General features: G+C 74.0%; 15 protein-coding genes. 10 read left to right on the top strand and 5 right to left on the bottom strand.

Annotated features, from left to right (window positions below):
• Positions 1-23 precede the first annotated feature (23 nt).
• Genes ACFU74_RS05960 through ACFU74_RS05950 form a run of 3 tightly spaced genes read left to right on the top strand, consistent with a single transcriptional unit; the run spans position 24 to position 3,915 of the window.
• On the top strand, positions 24-1,997 hold the full coding sequence (locus tag ACFU74_RS05960) for a substrate-binding domain-containing protein (protein WP_380752402.1): 1,974 nt from the start codon (positions 24-26) through the stop codon (positions 1,995-1,997).
• On the top strand, positions 1,994-2,950 hold the full coding sequence (locus ACFU74_RS05955; protein WP_380752399.1) for a class E sortase: 957 nt from the start codon (positions 1,994-1,996) through the stop codon (positions 2,948-2,950). The genes ACFU74_RS05960 and ACFU74_RS05955 overlap by 4 nt, the downstream gene beginning before the upstream one ends.
• Before the next feature lie 23 nt (positions 2,951-2,973).
• Entirely contained in the window at positions 2,974-3,915 is a 942-nt protein-coding gene (locus ACFU74_RS05950; protein ID WP_380752396.1) for a phosphate ABC transporter ATP-binding protein, read from the top strand.
• Positions 3,916-3,933: 18 nt separating this feature from the next.
• Here the strand turns inward: ACFU74_RS05950 and ACFU74_RS05945 are convergent, their stop codons facing one another.
• Entirely contained in the window at positions 3,934-4,773 is an 840-nt protein-coding gene (locus tag ACFU74_RS05945) for an HAD family hydrolase (protein WP_380752393.1), read from the bottom strand.
• Between the two features lie 182 nt (positions 4,774-4,955).
• Here ACFU74_RS05945 and ACFU74_RS05940 point away from each other — a divergent pair, with 182 nt between their 5' ends.
• The 6 genes from ACFU74_RS05940 (at position 4,956) to ACFU74_RS05915 (ending at position 9,824) form a co-directional block, all read left to right on the top strand.
• A complete protein-coding gene (locus ACFU74_RS05940) occupies positions 4,956-5,144 on the top strand; it encodes a hypothetical protein (RefSeq protein WP_380752390.1) in 189 nt (62 codons plus the stop codon).
• A 63-nt stretch (positions 5,145-5,207) separates the two neighbouring features.
• On the top strand, positions 5,208-6,095 hold the full coding sequence (locus ACFU74_RS05935) for an LLM class flavin-dependent oxidoreductase (RefSeq protein ID WP_380752387.1): 888 nt from the start codon (positions 5,208-5,210) through the stop codon (positions 6,093-6,095).
• A 150-nt stretch (positions 6,096-6,245) separates the two neighbouring features.
• Positions 6,246-7,220 (top strand): ABC transporter ATP-binding protein, encoded by a 975-nt coding sequence (locus ACFU74_RS05930; protein WP_380752384.1) that lies wholly within the window; start codon positions 6,246-6,248, stop codon positions 7,218-7,220.
• Positions 7,204-8,115 (top strand): ABC transporter permease, encoded by a 912-nt coding sequence (locus ACFU74_RS05925; RefSeq protein ID WP_380752381.1) that lies wholly within the window; start codon positions 7,204-7,206, stop codon positions 8,113-8,115. Before ACFU74_RS05930 ends, ACFU74_RS05925 begins: the two co-directional genes overlap by 17 nt.
• Before the next feature lie 9 nt (positions 8,116-8,124).
• The gene (locus tag ACFU74_RS05920; protein WP_380752378.1) at positions 8,125-9,042 is read left to right on the top strand and encodes an ABC transporter ATP-binding protein; all 918 of its coding nucleotides are present in this window, start codon (positions 8,125-8,127) and stop codon (positions 9,040-9,042) included.
• Positions 9,043-9,104: 62 nt separating this feature from the next.
• Positions 9,105-9,824, top strand: a complete 720-nt coding sequence (locus tag ACFU74_RS05915) for an ABC transporter permease (RefSeq protein ID WP_380752375.1) — start codon at positions 9,105-9,107, stop codon at positions 9,822-9,824.
• 28 nt (positions 9,825-9,852) lie between these two features.
• Here the strand turns inward: ACFU74_RS05915 and ACFU74_RS05910 are convergent, their stop codons facing one another.
• Together ACFU74_RS05910 and ACFU74_RS05905 are read right to left on the bottom strand one after the other, a co-directional pair.
• Complete coding sequence (locus ACFU74_RS05910; protein WP_380752372.1) at positions 9,853-11,115, bottom strand: CynX/NimT family MFS transporter; 1,263 nt, start codon at positions 11,113-11,115, stop codon at positions 9,853-9,855.
• Between the two features lie 76 nt (positions 11,116-11,191).
• Positions 11,192-11,932: a FadR/GntR family transcriptional regulator gene (locus ACFU74_RS05905; protein ID WP_380752369.1), complete on the bottom strand. Its 741-nt coding sequence runs from the start codon at positions 11,930-11,932 to the stop codon at positions 11,192-11,194.
• Between the two features lie 219 nt (positions 11,933-12,151).
• Between ACFU74_RS05905 and ACFU74_RS05900 the strand changes: the two genes are divergently transcribed.
• Positions 12,152-12,916 carry a sporulation protein gene (locus tag ACFU74_RS05900; protein WP_380752366.1) on the top strand — a complete coding sequence of 255 codons (765 nt, stop codon included), beginning with the start codon at positions 12,152-12,154 and terminating at the stop codon, positions 12,914-12,916.
• Between the two features lie 78 nt (positions 12,917-12,994).
• Here ACFU74_RS05900 and ACFU74_RS05895 read toward each other — a convergent pair whose 3' ends face one another.
• Positions 12,995-14,749: an LCP family protein gene (locus tag ACFU74_RS05895; protein WP_380752363.1), complete on the bottom strand. Its 1,755-nt coding sequence runs from the start codon at positions 14,747-14,749 to the stop codon at positions 12,995-12,997.
• A 215-nt stretch (positions 14,750-14,964) separates the two neighbouring features.
• Positions 14,965-15,819, bottom strand: a complete 855-nt coding sequence (locus ACFU74_RS05890) for an HAD family hydrolase (RefSeq protein ID WP_380752360.1) — start codon at positions 15,817-15,819, stop codon at positions 14,965-14,967.
• Positions 15,820-15,847: the final 28 nt, after the last annotated feature.

The following is a 15,847-nucleotide window of genomic DNA, read 5'->3' as shown; positions in this document are numbered from 1 at the left end:
CCCTCCGTACCAGAGGAGTTCCCATGTCGTGGGAGGCCGCAAGCCGCCCCGTGGCACGCACCTTCGCCATGCTGCTGACCCTGTCCCTCGCCGCGGCCTCGCTGCTGCTGGGCCAGAGCACCCCGGCGTTCGCGGCCACCTCGCTGAACGCCGACGGGTCGAGCTGGGCCGGCCCGGCCATCGACCAGTGGCGCAATGACGTCAACCCGCAGGGCATCAAGATCAACTTCAGTGCGACGGGTTCGGCCGCCGGCCGCAACCAGTGGTCCATCGGGCAGAACGACTTCACCGCCTCCGACGTGCCGTTCCGCACCAAGGAGGACACCGGTCTCGGCAGCGGCGGCCACGAGGGCGGCGCGGGCAACATCGAGAACCCCGTGTACGGGTACTCCTACGTCCCGATCACCGCCGGCGGCACCGCGTTCATGTACAACCTCTCGATCGGCAACAAGCAGGTCCGGGACCTGCGGCTGTCGCCGGACACCATCGTCGGCATCTTCACCAACAAGATCACCAACTGGAACGACCCGAAGATCACCGCCGACTACGGCAGGGCCCTCCCGTCGATCCCGATCACCCCGGTCATCCGTTCGGACGGCTCCGGCGCCACCGCGCAGTTCACCCGGTGGATGCAGCACACCCACCAGGCCGAGTGGGAGGCGTACTGCCGCAGCGTCAACGGCGTCGGCTGCGGTGACTACACCGAGTTCTTCCCCAAGGCGGGCCGGATGGCCGCGCAGAACGGCTCGGACGTCGTCGCCAACTACATCATGGGCGCCTCCGGCGCCGGCACCATCGGCTACGACGAGTACGCCTTCGCCAAGGGCAGCAACTGGCCGGTCGTCAAGGTCCTCAACCCGGCCGGCTACTACTCGCTCCCCACCGCGTCCAACGTCGCCGTGGCGCTGACCGCGGCCCGGATCCGCGGCGTCGACGACAACACCTCGCCGGACGACCCGAACTACCTCCAGCAGAACCTCGACGGCGTCTACACGATGAACGACCCGAGGTCCTACCCGATCTCCAGCTACAGCTACCTGATCGTGCCGCGCAAGGGAGCGGCGCTGCCGGTCCCGCCGCGCTTCAACGACGAGAAGGGCAGCGCGCTCAGCCGCTTCATCTCGTACGTGCTCTGCGCCGGCCAGGGCAAGGCCGACGACCTCGGGTACTCGCCGATCCCGCGCAACCTGGTCCGCGGCGGCATGCTGCAGACCCAGCACATCCCCGGCAACGCCAGCCCGGTCGACCCCAACTCGCTGTCGAACTGCGACAACCCGACCTTCAACGCCGCCGGTGAGCTGACTGTCCTCACCAACGCCCCGCAGCCCAACCCCTGCGACGCCAAGGGCACCCCGCTCGACTGCCCCAACGGCGGCGGCTCGGGCGGCTCGGGCTCCGGCGCCTCCGGCGGCAGCGGCTCGGGTGCCTCCGGCGGCAGCAGCACCGGCGGCACCGGCGGATCGGGTTCCGGCGGCACCGGCGCGGGCGCCGCCGCGTCGACCGGCGGCAACGGCGCGGTCGGCGGCAAGGCGGCCAACGCCACCACCGGCGGCACCGGCGCGGCCGGCGGCACCGGATCGGCCAACGGCTCCAACGCCGCCACCGGGGGCGCGGGTTCGGCCTCCGGCGGTTCCGGCGGGACCGGCACCGGCGGGACCGGCACCGCGGCTGACGGCGGAGCCGCCGGAGCCGCGCCGGCCGACCCGGCCGCCGACCCCGCGGCCGTCGACCCGGCGGCCGCCGACGGCGCGGTCGCCGGCGAGGAGCAGGCCGCCGAGCAGGTCGTCGACCCCCAGACCGGCCAGGTGGTCGCCCGTGCCCGCACCGGCGGCGGCTCCACCGAGGTGGCGGCCAACGTGGTGGAGGTCGGCGGACGCCCCGAGGACTGGACGCTGACCGTCCTGACGGCGCTCGAACTGCTCGCGGTCGTGATCGTCCCGCCGCTGCTCGGCCGCCGCCTGCTGCGCCGCCGCACCAACACCGGAGGCCGGTCATGACCGCCCCGGCGCTGGAGAAGCCGGCCTCCGCCACCCGGCCCGCGTCCCCGCCGGCCGGTCCGGCCGGACCGGCGGCGGCCCCCGCGGCCGGGAAGGAGCCCAAGCCGGGCGGCGGATCCGACGGCGGCACCGGCCGGACCGCCGGGCGCACCCGCTTCCTCCAGGGCGCCTGGGCGGTGAGCCTGCTGGCCGCGCTCACCCTGGGCTTCGTCGGCTACCTGTTCACCCTCTCGCACCTCCAGCAGAAGCACTTCCAGTCGACGTCCTACAAGACCTTCCGGGACCAGCTGGGCAAGGCGACCGCGCCGACCGGCAGGGCCGCGGACGGCGCCCCCGTCGCACTGCTGGACATCCCGGCGATCGGGCTGCACCAGGTGGTCGTGGTCGAGGGCACCACCGGCCGGGACCTCATGAAGGGCCCCGGCCACCGCCGCGACACCGCGCTGCCCGGCCAGACCGGCGTCGCGGTGCTGTTCGGCCGCGGCACGACCTTCGGTGCGCCGTTCGGCGACCTGGCCAAGCTCCGGGTGGGCGACAAGATCGAGGCCACCACCGGACAGGGCAGGTTCACCTACACCGTCAACGTGTACGGCGACGGCGACCACCCGATCGTGGACCCGGCCCGCAACCGGCTGGTGCTGGTCACCGGGGACTCCGACCTCGCCCCGCGCTCGACCGTGCTGGTCGGCGCCCGACTGGACGGCGACGCGCAGCCCAACCCCGGCGGCCGACCCGCCGGCACGCCGTACGACAAGGCGCTGGCCGCCGACAAGAGCGCGCTGGGCGCACTGCAGCTGTGGTCGCTGGCCCTGCTCGGAGCGGTGACCGCCGTTGTCGTGCTGGCCCGGTACTGGCGCCGCTCGGCCGCCTACCTCAGCCTCGCGCCGGTGATCGGCGCGCTGCTCTGGGCGGTCTACGAGAACGCCGCCGCCCTGCTGCCCAACCTCTACTGAAGCGCGCCCGGAGGACCGTACCGATGACGGATGCACCGATGACCGACCTGTCGCACGACCAGGCCCCGGGGGCCGACGAGACCACGATGACCCTGCCCGCCGTCCCGTCGGCCGGCGGCCACGGGCAGGACGGGCAGCACCTGCTGTACCCGCAGGACGCGCACTACGACGGCTACGACCAGGAGCCCGTCCTGGCCGGGCTGGAGACCCGCGACGTCTCCGCCTGGTTCGGCTCCCGCAAGGTGCTGGAGCGGGTCTCGCTCGCCATGCCCGCCGGCGAGGTGACCGCGCTGATCGGCCCGTCCGGCTGCGGCAAGTCCACCTACCTGCGGATCCTCAACCGGATGCACGAGATGGTCCGCGGCGCCGCGCTCTCCGGCGAGGTGCTGCTGGACGGCGACGACGTCTACCGGCCCGGCCGCCGCCCCGCCGAGGTGCGGCGCCGGATCGGCATGGTGTTCCAGCGGCCCAACCCGTTCCCGGCGATGTCCATCAAGGACAACGTCTCCAGCGGTCTCAAGCTCGCCGGGATCAAGGTGTCCAGGGACGAGCGCGAGCACCTGGTGGAGACCAGCCTGCGCCGCGCCGGCCTGTGGGAGGAGGTCGCCACCCGGCTCGACACGCCGGGCGGCTCGCTCTCCGGCGGCCAGCAGCAGCGCCTGTGCATCGCGCGCTCGCTGGCCGTCGAGCCGGACATCCTGCTGATGGACGAGCCGTGCTCGGCGCTGGACCCGACCTCGACCCGCCGGGTCGAGGAGACCATCGCGGAGCTGCGCGGCCGGCTGACCATCGTGATCGTCACCCACAACATGCAGCAGGCGCAGCGCGTCTCGCAGTCCTGCGCGTTCTTCCTGGCGACGCACGACACGCCCGGCCGGATCGTCGAGGCCGGGCCGACCGAGCAGGTGTTCAACTCCCCGCACGACCAGCGGACCTCGGACTACGTCAACGGCCGCTTCGGCTGATCCGGCCCCGGACCCGTCCTACTCGCCGCGGTGCCGGAGGATCTCCTCCAGCACCGCGGCGACGCCGTCCTGCTCATTGCTCACCGTGTGCAGCGGCACCGCCGCCAGCACCTGCGGATGGGCGTTCGCGACGGCGTACGCGGTGCCGGCCCAGGCCAGCATCTCCAGGTCGTTCGGCATGTCGCCGAAGGCCACCACCTCGCTCCGGTCGATCCCCCGCCCGGCGCACCAGCGGGCCAGCGTGCTGGCCTTGGTGACGCCGGGCGCGCTGATCTCCAGCAGCGGTATCGGCGCCGAGCGGGTGATCTCGGCGAGGCCCGCGGCGGCCTCCCTGGCCTGCGCGAGCAGCTTGTCCGGCTCCAGGTCCGGGTGCTTGGCGAGCAGCTTGAACAGCCCGCGCACCGGACCGCCCGGGCCGAGCAGCTCCTCGGCCGGCCCGACCGGGTGGTTCTCGTCCTGCCCCCACATCTGCACCTCGTACCCGGGCTCGCGGGCGAACCCGGCCGGGTACTCGAAGGCGAACGCGGTGCCCGGCAGCCTGGCCCGCAGCCGCCCCACCACCGCGAGCGCGTCCTCCGCCGCCAGCGGGAACGACTCCAGCAGCGCGCCGCGCCGCACGTCCACCACGGCGCCGCCGTTCGAGCAGATCGCCACCCCGTGGCCGCCGATGTGCGCGCTCACCTGCTGCATCCAGCGCGGCGGCCGGCCGGTCACGAACACCACCTGGATCCCGGCCGCCTCGGCGGCGGCCAGGGCGGCGGCGGTGCGCTCGCTGACGGTGCCGCCGGAGCAGAGCAGGGTGCCGTCCAGGTCGGTGGCGATCAGCCGGGTCGGGGGAGCGGTGCGCGGTGTGGTCACCGCTCCATCTTCGCCCACCGCCGGAACACGCCCGCACGCCCCGCCCCGCGGCCCCGCCGCGATCACCGCGACGCGTTTCGGCCCCCGCTGCGCCAGTTCCGGCCGATCCGCCGGCTTCCGGGGTGTCCCACCCCCGCCGACCGGGCAGAACCCCCTCGGCCACCCCGTCGGCAGGAAGAGCCATGCGAACTCGCCAGGTCCCAGACGAGATCGAGATCGAGCCCGCGCCCCTCCCCGAGGAGGAGGCCCCACCGGCCTCCCGCGAACCCGTGCTGATCGGCGACATCCTCTTCGAGACCCTCGCCGACCTCGCCCGCCGCACCACCCCCGCCCACCCCCTCCACCTCCCCGCCCAACGCCCGCACCCCTGACCACCCCGCTCCCCGGCGAGTCGCCCACCACTCCGGCCCCCGGCACCCGAATAGGGTCGGGCCATGCGACTGAGCACGGTGATCCTCCCCATCCATCGGTGGGGCGAGGGTCAGAAGATCTGGCGGCGGGCCGAGGACCTCGGCTTCCACGCCGTGTACACCTATGACCACCTCTCCTGGCGGAGCTTCCGCGACGGGCCGTGGTTCGGCGCCGTTCCGACGCTGACGGCGGCGGCCGCGGCGACCGAGCGAATCCGGCTGGGGACGCTGGTGACCTCGCCGAACTTCCGGCACCCGGTGACGCTGGCCAAGGACCTGATCACCATCGACGACGTGTCCGGCGGGCGGCTGACCGTGGGGATCGGGGCCGGCGGGACCGGGTTCGACGCGACGGTGACCGGGCAGGAGGCGTGGTCGCCGAAGGAGCGGGCGGACCGGTTCGGGGAGTTCCTGCCGCTGCTGGACGAGCTGCTGCGCAACGACGCGACGACCAGCGAGGGCCGGTACTACTCCGCCGTCGAGGCGCGGAACGTCCCGGGCTGCGTGCAGACCCCGCGGGTGCCCTTCTACGTCGCCGCCGCCGGGCCGCGCGGGATGCGGCTGGCGGCCGAGTACGGGCAGGGCTGGGTGACGTACGGCGACCCGAAGGCACCGGCGGACGTGCCGGTGGAGCAGGCGCCCGCCGTCATCGCGACGCAGATCGAGAAGCTGACGGCGGCCTGTGCGGAGCGCGGCCGGGACGTCGCGACGCTGGAGAAGATGCTGCTCCAGGGCTCGACGGCGGAGCGTCCGCTGGAGTCGCTGGACGCGTTCGTCGACTGGGCCGGCACCTACCGGGAGCTCGGCATCACCGAGCTGGTGGTGCACTGGCCGGTCCCCGACTCGGTCTTCGCCAACGACCTGGCGGTCTTCGAGCGCATCGCCACCGAGGCCCTCGCCCAGCTGGGCTGACCGGCGGTCCGGGGACGGCGGTGCGTCACGGCCGCCGTCCCCGGGCGCATCCCCTAGGGGAAGGGCGGGGCGCCGTCATACCGGAGCAGCAGGCGGGGTCGTCATCGCAGCTCATGACCGGGCGCGCGGACGGGCACTACGTTGAAGCGCGTGTCCACTGTCATCAAGACGGACGGCCTCACCAAGAGGTTCCCCCGGGTGACCGCCCTCGATCAGCTGACCGTTGAGGTCGAGCCCGGGGTGGTCGGTCTGGTGGGGGCGAACGGGGCGGGCAAGTCCACACTCATCAAGATCCTGCTGGGGCTGGCCCCGGCGACCTCCGGGACCGGGCGGGTGCTCGGGCTGGACATCGCCACCCAGGGGTCGGAGATCCGCGAGCAGGTCGGCTACATGCCGGAGCACGACTGCCTGCCGCCCGACGTCTCGGCCACCGAGTTCGTGGTGCACATGGCGCGGATGGCCGGGCTGCCGGCCGCCGCCGCGCGTGAGCGGACCGCGGACACGCTGCGGCACGTCGGACTGTACGAGGAGCGCTACCGCCCCATGGGCGGCTACTCGACCGGCATGAAGCAGCGGGTGAAGCTGGCGCAGGCGCTGGTGCACGACCCCAAGCTGGTGCTGCTGGACGAGCCCACCAACGGGCTGGACCCGGTCGGCCGGGACGACATGCTGGCGCTGATCCGCCGGGTGTACACGGACTTCGGCATCTCGGTGCTGGTCACCACCCACCTGCTGGGCGAGCTGGAGCGCACCTGCGACCACCTGGTGGTGATCGACGGCGGCCGGCTGCTGCGCTCCTCGTCCACCGCCTCCTTCACCGGTACGACGGCCACCCTGGCGGTCGAGGTGACGGACCACCCCGAGGACCACGCCCTGGACGCGAGCGCCGCGGTGCGCGAGCGGCTGGCGGCGCGCGGGCTCGCGGTGGAGACGGACGGCGCGCGGATCCTGCTGGTCCGGCTGGCGGGCGACGACACGTACGACACGATCCGGGACGCGGTCGCGGACCTCGGGCTCGGGCTGGTCCGGCTGGAGGAGCGGCGGCACCGGGTCGCCGAACTGTTCACGCAGAACGCGGAGACGACGCAGCACGAAGGGGGTACCGCAGATGTCGCTGCCTCCTGAGTCCCGGCCGGCCGACACCGGCGTCATCCATGACATCGGCTACCGCGGCTACACCGGCCCCCGGCTCGGCCGGGCGTACGCCGCGCGCTCGCTGTTCACCCAGAGCCTGCGCGGTGCGTACGGCCTGGGGCGGTCCGGCAAGTCCAAGGTGCTGCCGATGATCGTGCTGGGCGTGGCCACCGTGCCGGCCCTGATCATCGTGGCGGTCGCGGTGATGACCGCCTCCGAGGAGCTGCCGGTCGACTACGCGCAGTACCTGAGCGCGATCGGCCTGGTGATCTCGATCTTCCTGGCCTCGCAGGCGCCGGTGCTGTTCTCCCGGGACCTGCGCCACCACACCGTGCCGCTGTACTTCTCCCGCCCGATCACCCGCGCCGACTACGTGCGGGCCAAGTTCGGCGCGATGGTCTGCGCGCAGCTGCTGCTGATGATCGCCCCGCTGCTGGTGCTGTACGTCGGATCGCTGCTGATCAAGCTGGACTTCGGCGAGCAGACCGCGCACTTCCTCTACGGCCTGGTGGCCGCGGTGCTCTACGCGCTGGTGCCGACCTCGGTCGCGGTGGTGATCGCCGCCGCCACCCCGCGGCGCGGCTTCGGGGTGGCCGCGATCATGGGCTACCTCGCGGTCAGCGCCACGGTGTTCGGCGTGGTGGTCGGGATGAGCCTGGACTCCGCCGGCTTCGGCGAGGGGCTCCCGGACTCCGCGCAGTGGGCGGCGCTGATGTCGCCCGTCGCGATGGTGGAGAGCCTGACCAACCAGCTGTTCGACCTCGGCTCCGGCCCCGAGCGGATCCACGCGCCGGGCGGGCTCGGCCTGCTGGTGTTCACCGCCGTCGCCGCCGCGATGGTGGCCGGCTCCTACCGGCTGCTGCTGCGCCGCTACCGGAACGTTTGAGAGGGCGTCATGGCCACCATCACCATCGACAAGGTCTCCCGCTGGTTCGGGAACGTGGTCGCCGTCAACGACGTCAGCATGGCGATCGGCCCCGGCATCACCGGCCTGCTGGGGCCGAACGGGGCCGGGAAGTCGACCCTCATCCACATGATGAGCGGCTTCCTGGCGCCGTCCAGCGGGGCGGTGACCCTGGACGGCGCGCCGATCTGGCGCAACCAGCAGGTGTACCGGCAGATCGGCCTGGTCCCCGAGCGGGAGTCGATGTACGACTACCTGACCGGCTGGGAGTTCGTCCTCGCCAACGCCGAACTGCACGGACTGGCGCACCCGGGCGCCGCCGCCCGCAGGGCGCTCGCCCTGGTCGAGATGGAGTACGCCCAGGAGCGGCGGACCGGCACCTACTCCAAGGGCATGAAGCAGCGGGTCAAGATGGCCTCGGCGCTGGTCCACGACCCGGCCGTGCTGCTGCTGGACGAGCCGTTCAACGGCATGGACCCGCGCCAGCGGCTCCAGCTGATGGACCTGCTGCGCCGGTTCGGCGAGGACGGCCGCACGGTGCTGTTCTCCTCGCACATCCTGGAGGAGGTCGAGCAGCTGGCCCGGCACATCGAGGTCGTGGTGGCCGGACGGCACGCCGCGTCCGGCGACTTCCGGAAGATCCGCCGACTGATGACCGACCGCCCGCACCGCTACCTGGTGCGTTCCAGCGACGACCGGCGGCTCGCGGCGGCGCTGATCGCCGACCCGTCGACCTTCGGCATCGAGCTGGACCGGCAGGAGGACGCGCTGCGCATCCAGGCGGTGAACTTCCAGGGGTTCACCACGCTGCTGCCGAAGGTCGCCCAGCGGGCCGGCATCCGGCTGTACACCGTGGCACCGGCGGACGAGTCGCTGGAGAGCGTGTTCTCCTACCTCGTCTCCGCCTAGCGCGGGCAGCACCCGCCGACCGGAACCCACCACCACCAGGACCCCAGGAAGGCCGACCCACCATGAACCCGACCGTCGCCAGGCTGACGCTGCGCGGCCTGCTCGGCCGCCGCCGCGGCCTGCTGCTGCTGGTGGTCCCCGCTCTGCTGCTGACCGTCTCGGCGATCGCCGCGGGGTCCAGTGGCGACAAGCACGACCTCGTCGTGAACGTCCTCGGCAAGCTCGGCCTCGGCACCCTGCTTCCGATCCTGGGCCTGGTCGTCGGCACCGGCGCCATCGCCACCGAGATCGACGACGGCTCGATCGTCTACCTGCTCGCCAAGCCGCTGCCGCGGTGGAAGATCATCACCACCAAGCTGGCGGTCGCGATCGGCACCACCTGGGTCTTCGCGGCGGTGCCGACGCTGATCGCCGGGCTGCTGCTGTACGGGACCAAGGAGGGCCTGGCGCTCGGCTACACGGTCGCCGCGCTGGTCTCCGGGGCCGCGTACAGCGCGCTGTTCCTGCTGCTCGGCGTGGTGACCCGGCACGCGGTGGTGGCCGGGCTGGCGTACGCGCTGGTGTGGGAGTCGCTGTTCGGCAACTTCATCGAGGGCGCCCGGACGCTCAGCGTCCAGCAGTGGGGCCTGGCGGTGGCCGAGGCGGTGGCCGCCGAGGGCTCGGTCACCTCGGCGGTCTCGCTCGGCGCGGCCGTGCCGCTGCTGCTGGTGGTCGCGGTGGCGGCGACCGTGCTGGCCTCGGTGCGGCTGGCCGGGCTCACCCTGGCCTCGGAGGAGTCGTAGGGTCCGCCCGTAGTCCGGGCGGACGGCGTCAGAGCGTCCGGTTGCGCCCGGCGCCCCAGCCCGCGGCGGCGACCACGGCGGCCAGCACCAGCATCAGCGCCAGCGGCGTGGTCCAGCCGCCGGTCAGCTGGTGCAGGGCGCCGGCGCCGACCGGGCCGGCCGCCGCGACCAGATAGCCGACCGCCTGCGACATGCCGCCCAGCTGGGCGGCGCCGCCGACGCTGTCGGTGCGCAGCACGATGAAGGCGAGCCCGAGGCCCAGCGAGCCGCCCTGGGCGACGCCCAGGATGGTGGCCGCCACCCAGGCGCCGGGCACCGGGGCGATCAGCAGGACGGCGATGCCGAGCCCGTTGAGCGCGGCCATCGAGACGGCGAGCGCCCGCTGGCGGGTCATCCGGCCGGCGAACAGCGGCACCAGGAAGGCGCCGGCCACCTGCACCAGGTTGGAGAAGGCGAAGACCAGGCCGGCCTCGCCCCGGTCCATGCCGTGGTCGGCCAGGATGGTCGGCATCCAGGCGACCAGGGTGTAGACCAGCAGCGACGAGATGCCCATGAACAGGCTGATCTGCCAGGCCAGCGGCGAGCGCCAGATGCCCTCGATCGGGCGGGAGGAGGCCGCCGGGGCGGCCGGCCCCGAGGCGCCCGCGGCAGCGCCGGCGGCCCGCGCCCGCAGCACCTGCGGCAGCCAGGCCACCGCCGCGACCAGCGCCAGCACCGACCAGGAGCCGAGCGAGGCCTGCCAGCCGCCGCCGAGCGCGTGCTCCAGCGGCACCGAGAGACCGGCCGCCATCGTCGCGCCGACCAGCATGGTGGTCGAGTAGACGCCGGTCATCGCCGCGGCCCGGCCCGGGAACTCGCGCTTCACCAGGCCCGGCATCGACACGTTCAGCACGGCGATCGCGACGCCGATCACCACGCACCCGGCGTACAGCGCCGGCACCGACGGCAGCACCCGGAGCAGCACGCCCGCGCCGAGCACCAGCACCGCGCCCAGCACCACCCGCTCGGTGCCGAACCGCCGGGTCAGCCGCGGGGTGAGCGGGGCGCCGACGCCCTGGAAGAGCACCGGCACGGTGGTGATCAGCCCGCTCGCGGTGGCGGAGAGCCCGAAGGTCTGCTGGATCTCGGCCACCATCGGCGACACCGCCGCCAGGCAGGCGCGCATGTTCAGGGCGACCAGCACGATGCCGGTCAGCAGCAGCGCGGGGTGGGCCAGCCGGCTGCGGACGGGGAGCGCGGCGGAGCCGGCGGCGGTGGTGACAACCGGCTGCTGGGCACGGGTGACGGCCATGGGTGGTGCTGCTTTCGTGGAGTTCGAGGCGTGCGGGGGCACACCGGAGGAGCGGGGAACGGGGGCCTCGGCCCGTTCACTTCCGGGCGGCGATGGCGGCGAGGAGCTGCTCGACGGCGGCGGTCGGCTCGGCGAGCAGCGCGCGACACGCCCGCTCGGCCAGCTCCGGGTCGCCGCTCTCGATCGCGTCGACGAGCGCCTGGTGGGTCGCCACGACCACCTCGGGCATCTCGTGGTCGCCGAACGCCGTCCGCATCGACTCCCGCACCGAGGCGCCGAAGTAGCGGTACACCTCGGTCAGTGCCGGGTTGTGCGCGGCCTCGACGACGGCGGTGTGGAACTCCAGGTCGTGCTCGACGGTCGCCTCGCGGCCGGCCCGCTCGGGGTGCGCCGCGATCACCTCGGCCTCGCGGGCCAGCGCGGCCCGCATCCGCCGGACGTCCTCGGGGGTGTGCCGCAGCGCCGCCAGCCGGGCGGCCTCGGCCTCCAGCGCGGCGCGGACCTCCAGGACGTCCCGCACGCCGGAGCGCTGCACGCCGCGCAGGACGGCGGCCGGGTCGCTGGTGGAGCGCACGAAGGTGCCCTCGCCCTGACGGGAGACCAGCATGCCCGCGTGCACCAGCACCCGGATCGCCTCGCGCACGGTGTTGCGTCCGATGCCGAGGCGCTCGGCGAGCTCGTGCTCGGTCGGGATGCGCGAGCCGACCGGCCAGACGCCGGCGCTCAGCTGCTCCCGCAGCTGCTCGATGGCGGTGTCGACCAGGGAGCGCCGCCCGGCGGTCTGCAGCGTGTCGTTGCCGCTGTTCGCGCTGCTCATGGCGGGCTCTCCTCCCGGGGGCGGGCCGGCACGGGCCCGGCGCACGGCCTCGTCGGCCTCGGTCGTCGGTCATCCTACAACTGCTTGTCCGGTCATCCTACAACCAGAGTTGAAATGGGCCGGGAACCGTCCGGGGCGGCCTGGCGTTCCTCCGGACGACCGGCGATCCGGTAGGACGGAGCCCGGTCCACACCCATTTGATGCGAGGAGAGCGTCCGCATGGTGTTCAAGAAGCTGCTCGGTGCCCTGGGCGTCGGCGGTCCCGGTGTCGACACCGTCCTGAGCACGCCGGTCGTGCAGCCCGGCGGGACGATGGCCGGCACGGTCGAGCTGACCGGCGGGACGGTGGAGGCGGACATCCGGGGGATCACGCTGACCCTGGTCGCCCGGGTGGAGATCGAGCACGAGGACGGGGAGAGCACCGGCCTGTACCCGTTCGCGCGCTTCTCGGTGACCGCGCCGCTGAAGCTGGCGCCGGGCGAGAACCGCTCGATCCCGTTCGCCGTCCAGGTGCCGTGGGAGACGCCGGTCACCAGTGTCGCCGGGCAGCGCCTGCACGGCATGCAGCTCGGGGTGCGCACCGAGGTCGACATCGCGGGCGCGCTGGACAAGGGCGACTCCGACCCGCTGGAGGTCGAGCCGCTGCCGGTGCAGCGCGGGATCCTGGACACCCTGCTCCAGCTGGGCTTCCGGTTCCGCTCGGCGGACCTGGAGGCCGGGCACATCCGCGGCACCGGGCAGACGCTGCCGTTCTACCAGGAGATCGAGTACTCCTCGGCGCCGCAGTACGCGCACGCCTGCAACTCGCTGGAGATCAGCTTCGTGACCACCGAGGGCAAGGTCGAGGTGGTCCTGGAGGCCGACCGGCGCGGCGGTCTGTTCGGCGGCGGCGGGGACGTGATCCGCACCCATGTGGTCGGCCACGGCCAGGCGGACGAGGACCTCACGGGCCTGGTCGACGGCTGGATCCGCGCCGCGCTCTGAGCCCGCGCTCCGGCCCGCGCACGGGACCACGCGCTCCGGGCCCGCCCCGCCCGGCCGCCGGCCGTCAGCCGTCAGCCGTCAGCCGTAGGAGACGTTGCTGCAGATGTCGTCGTCGGCGGACCGGGCCCCGCCCACCACCTCGGCGGGCAGCCGGGCCGGGGCGCTGGCCGCCGCCGCGGCGGCGGCCGGGGAGGGCGCGCCGAGCGCGGCCCCGGCGTAGTCCAGGCCGAGCCGCACGCTGATCCCGGCCCTCGGGCCGGGGGCCACCGCGGCGCCCGGGAACAGTGCGGCGACCTTCTGCGCGTTGGTCCGCTGCCCGGCCCCGTACTCGACGGTGGTGGTCGCCGCCCGGGCGCCGCCGCGCGCGGTGGCCGTGGCGGAGACGGTGACCCGGGCCGCCCGGAGCGTCTCGGCGGCCCGGGCGGCCAGGCCGGGGGTGCCGGTGCCGTTGTGGACGGTGACCCGGATCGGCGCGCCGTCGGCGCCGAGCGTCGCGGGCGGGGACGGCGGGGAGGCCGGCGGCGGGGGCGGTGCGGCGGCCGCGTCCGGCTGGTGGCCGGTGGCGTCCTGGCCGTCGATGGTCCGGTCGGCCTGGAGGGTCCGCCACAGGGTGTCGACCGCCGGGTGCACCAGGTCGATCCGCGCGCCGTTGTAACGCCAGGGCGTGGTCAGGAACTTGACCTCGTGCAGGTCGATGTCCTTGAGCGTCAGCGCGAAGTCCACCAGCTTGGCGGCCGAGTCGAGGCCCGGGTCGACGGTCATCGACCGGGTGGCGGCGTCGGCCAGCGGCAGCAGCGTCGCCGGGTTCAGGCCCCTGCTCTTGATCCGGGCCAGCAGCGAGGCCAGGAATGCCTGCTGACGCTTCATCCGGCCGACGTCGGAGTCGTCGCCGATGCCGTGCCGCAGCCGGACGTAGTCCAGCGCCTGCTGCCCGGAGACCCGCTGGCGCCCCTTGGCCAGCACCACCTTGCCCTTGCGGCCCAGGTTGGGGTTGATGTCCCCCTCGTGGACGGCGTTCGGCAGGCAGACGTCGACGCCGCCGACGGCGCCGGTCATCGCGGCGAAGCCGGCGAAGTTGACCTCGATGGTGTGGTCGATCCTGATGCCGGTGAGGCGCTCCACCGTGTTCTGCGTGCAGGCCGGGTTGCCGGCCTCGTAATTACCGACCGAGAAAGCGGAGTTGAACATCTGTCCGGGCTGCTCCCGGGTCCAGGTGCCGTTCGGGAGCTTGCACCGGGGGACGGTCACCAGGGCGTCGCGCGGGATCGAGACGCCGACCGCGTGCCGGTGGTCGGCGTGGACGTGCAGCAGGATCGTGGTGTCGGAGCGGGCGCCGACCTCGTTGCCGCCACCGAGGTCGCTGTTGCGCCCGGCGCGGGAGTCGGAGCCGATCAGCAGCAGGTTGACGGGCCGGTGGCCGTGCGCGTCGGCGGTCGGTTCGGGCGGGCGGTCGGGGGCGATGGCGTCGGGGTCGAAGGACCGGAGGTTGCCGTTCAGCCGGTAGTACACCGCGCCGCCGGCGCCGGCCAGGACCACCAGCAGCCCGGCCACCGACCAGGCGATCAGCCGCCGGGCGCCGCGCCGGCCGTCGCGCGGCCGGGCCTGCGGGGCGGCCCGCCGCCGGGTCGGGGCGCCGCGGCCCTGGGCGGCGCGGTTCTGCGCGCCGCGGTTCCAGGTGACCCGGTTCTGCGCGGCACGCCGGGCCTCGGCGCGGCCGCCGCGCGGCACCGGGATCCGGCCGGGGGCGTCCTCGGGAGGGTCGGTCCGCAGACCGCCGTCGGCGCGCCGACGCCCAGCCGGATCCGGCGGGCTCTCGCCCCACTGGACTGACATGGCGCGCACCTCTCAGCGGCGGAAGCGGGCAACCCTGGGAGCATACAAACTCCTCCGGTGCCGCCCGGCCGCCGAAGACGGCCGCACCCCCGCCGACCCGCGGCTTCGCCGGACCGGCTCGCCGCAGCGTCACTCCAACGGCTGAATCCGCGGGGCCGGGGCGGACGTTCACCCGGTGGAGCCGGCGGACCCGGCGGGCCCTGCGGGGCGGGTCGTCAGAGCAGTCCGGCCGGGTACAGCCGCTCCAGCACGGCCGCGACGCCGTCCTCGTCGTTGCTCAGGGTCACCTCGTCGGCCACCGCGAGCAGTTCCCGGTGCGCGTTGGCCATCGCGACGCCGTGCCGCGCCCAGCCGAACATCGGCACGTCGTTGGGCATGTCGCCGAAGGCGATGGTGTCGGCGGCCTTCACCCCGAGCCGACGGGCGGCGATGGCCAGCCCGGTGGCCTTGGAGAGGCCCAGCGGCAGCAGCTCGACGATGCCGGCGCCGGCCATCACCACGCCGACCAGGTCGCCGGCCGCGCGGCGGGCGGCCTCGGCGAGGGCGTCGTCGGTCAGGCCGTGGTGCTGGATGTACAGCTTGCTGATCGGGGCGGTGAGCAACTGGTCCTTGGGGGTCCGGACGACCGGCAGGTCGGAGCCGATCTGCAGCTCGTAGCCGGGACCGGCCAGCACGTCGCCGTCCAGGCCGTCCTGGTTGGCGGCGACCGCCAGCGGTCCGGTCTCCTCCTCGATCCGCTCGATCGCGAGGGCGGCCACCCGGCGGTCCAGGGTGAGCGAGGTGAGCAGCCGGTGCTCGCCCGCGTCGTAGACCTGGGCGCCCTGGCCGCAGACGGCTATGCCCCGGTAGCCGATCTCGTCGAAGACCGGGCGGGCCCAGACGGCCGAGCGGCCGGTGACGATGATGTGCACCGCCCCGGCCGCGGTGGCGTCGGCCAGCGCCGCGCGGTTGCGCGCCGAGACGCTCTCGACGCTGTTCAGCAGGGTGCCGTCGAGGTCGGTGGCGACCAGCCTGAAGGGCAGGCCGCCACCGTCCAGGGGGGAGACGGGGCTGGGGCTGGTGGTGCTCATGGGCCGTGGTCTCCCGGGAGTTGCTTCG

It is taken from the genome of Kitasatospora sp. NPDC057500 (assembly GCF_042802195.1).
In the GTDB taxonomy this organism is placed as follows: domain Bacteria; phylum Actinomycetota; class Actinomycetes; order Streptomycetales; family Streptomycetaceae; genus Kitasatospora.
The sequence above is the reverse complement of the archived record's forward strand: the minus strand, read 5'-3'. Positions and strand labels throughout refer to the sequence as shown.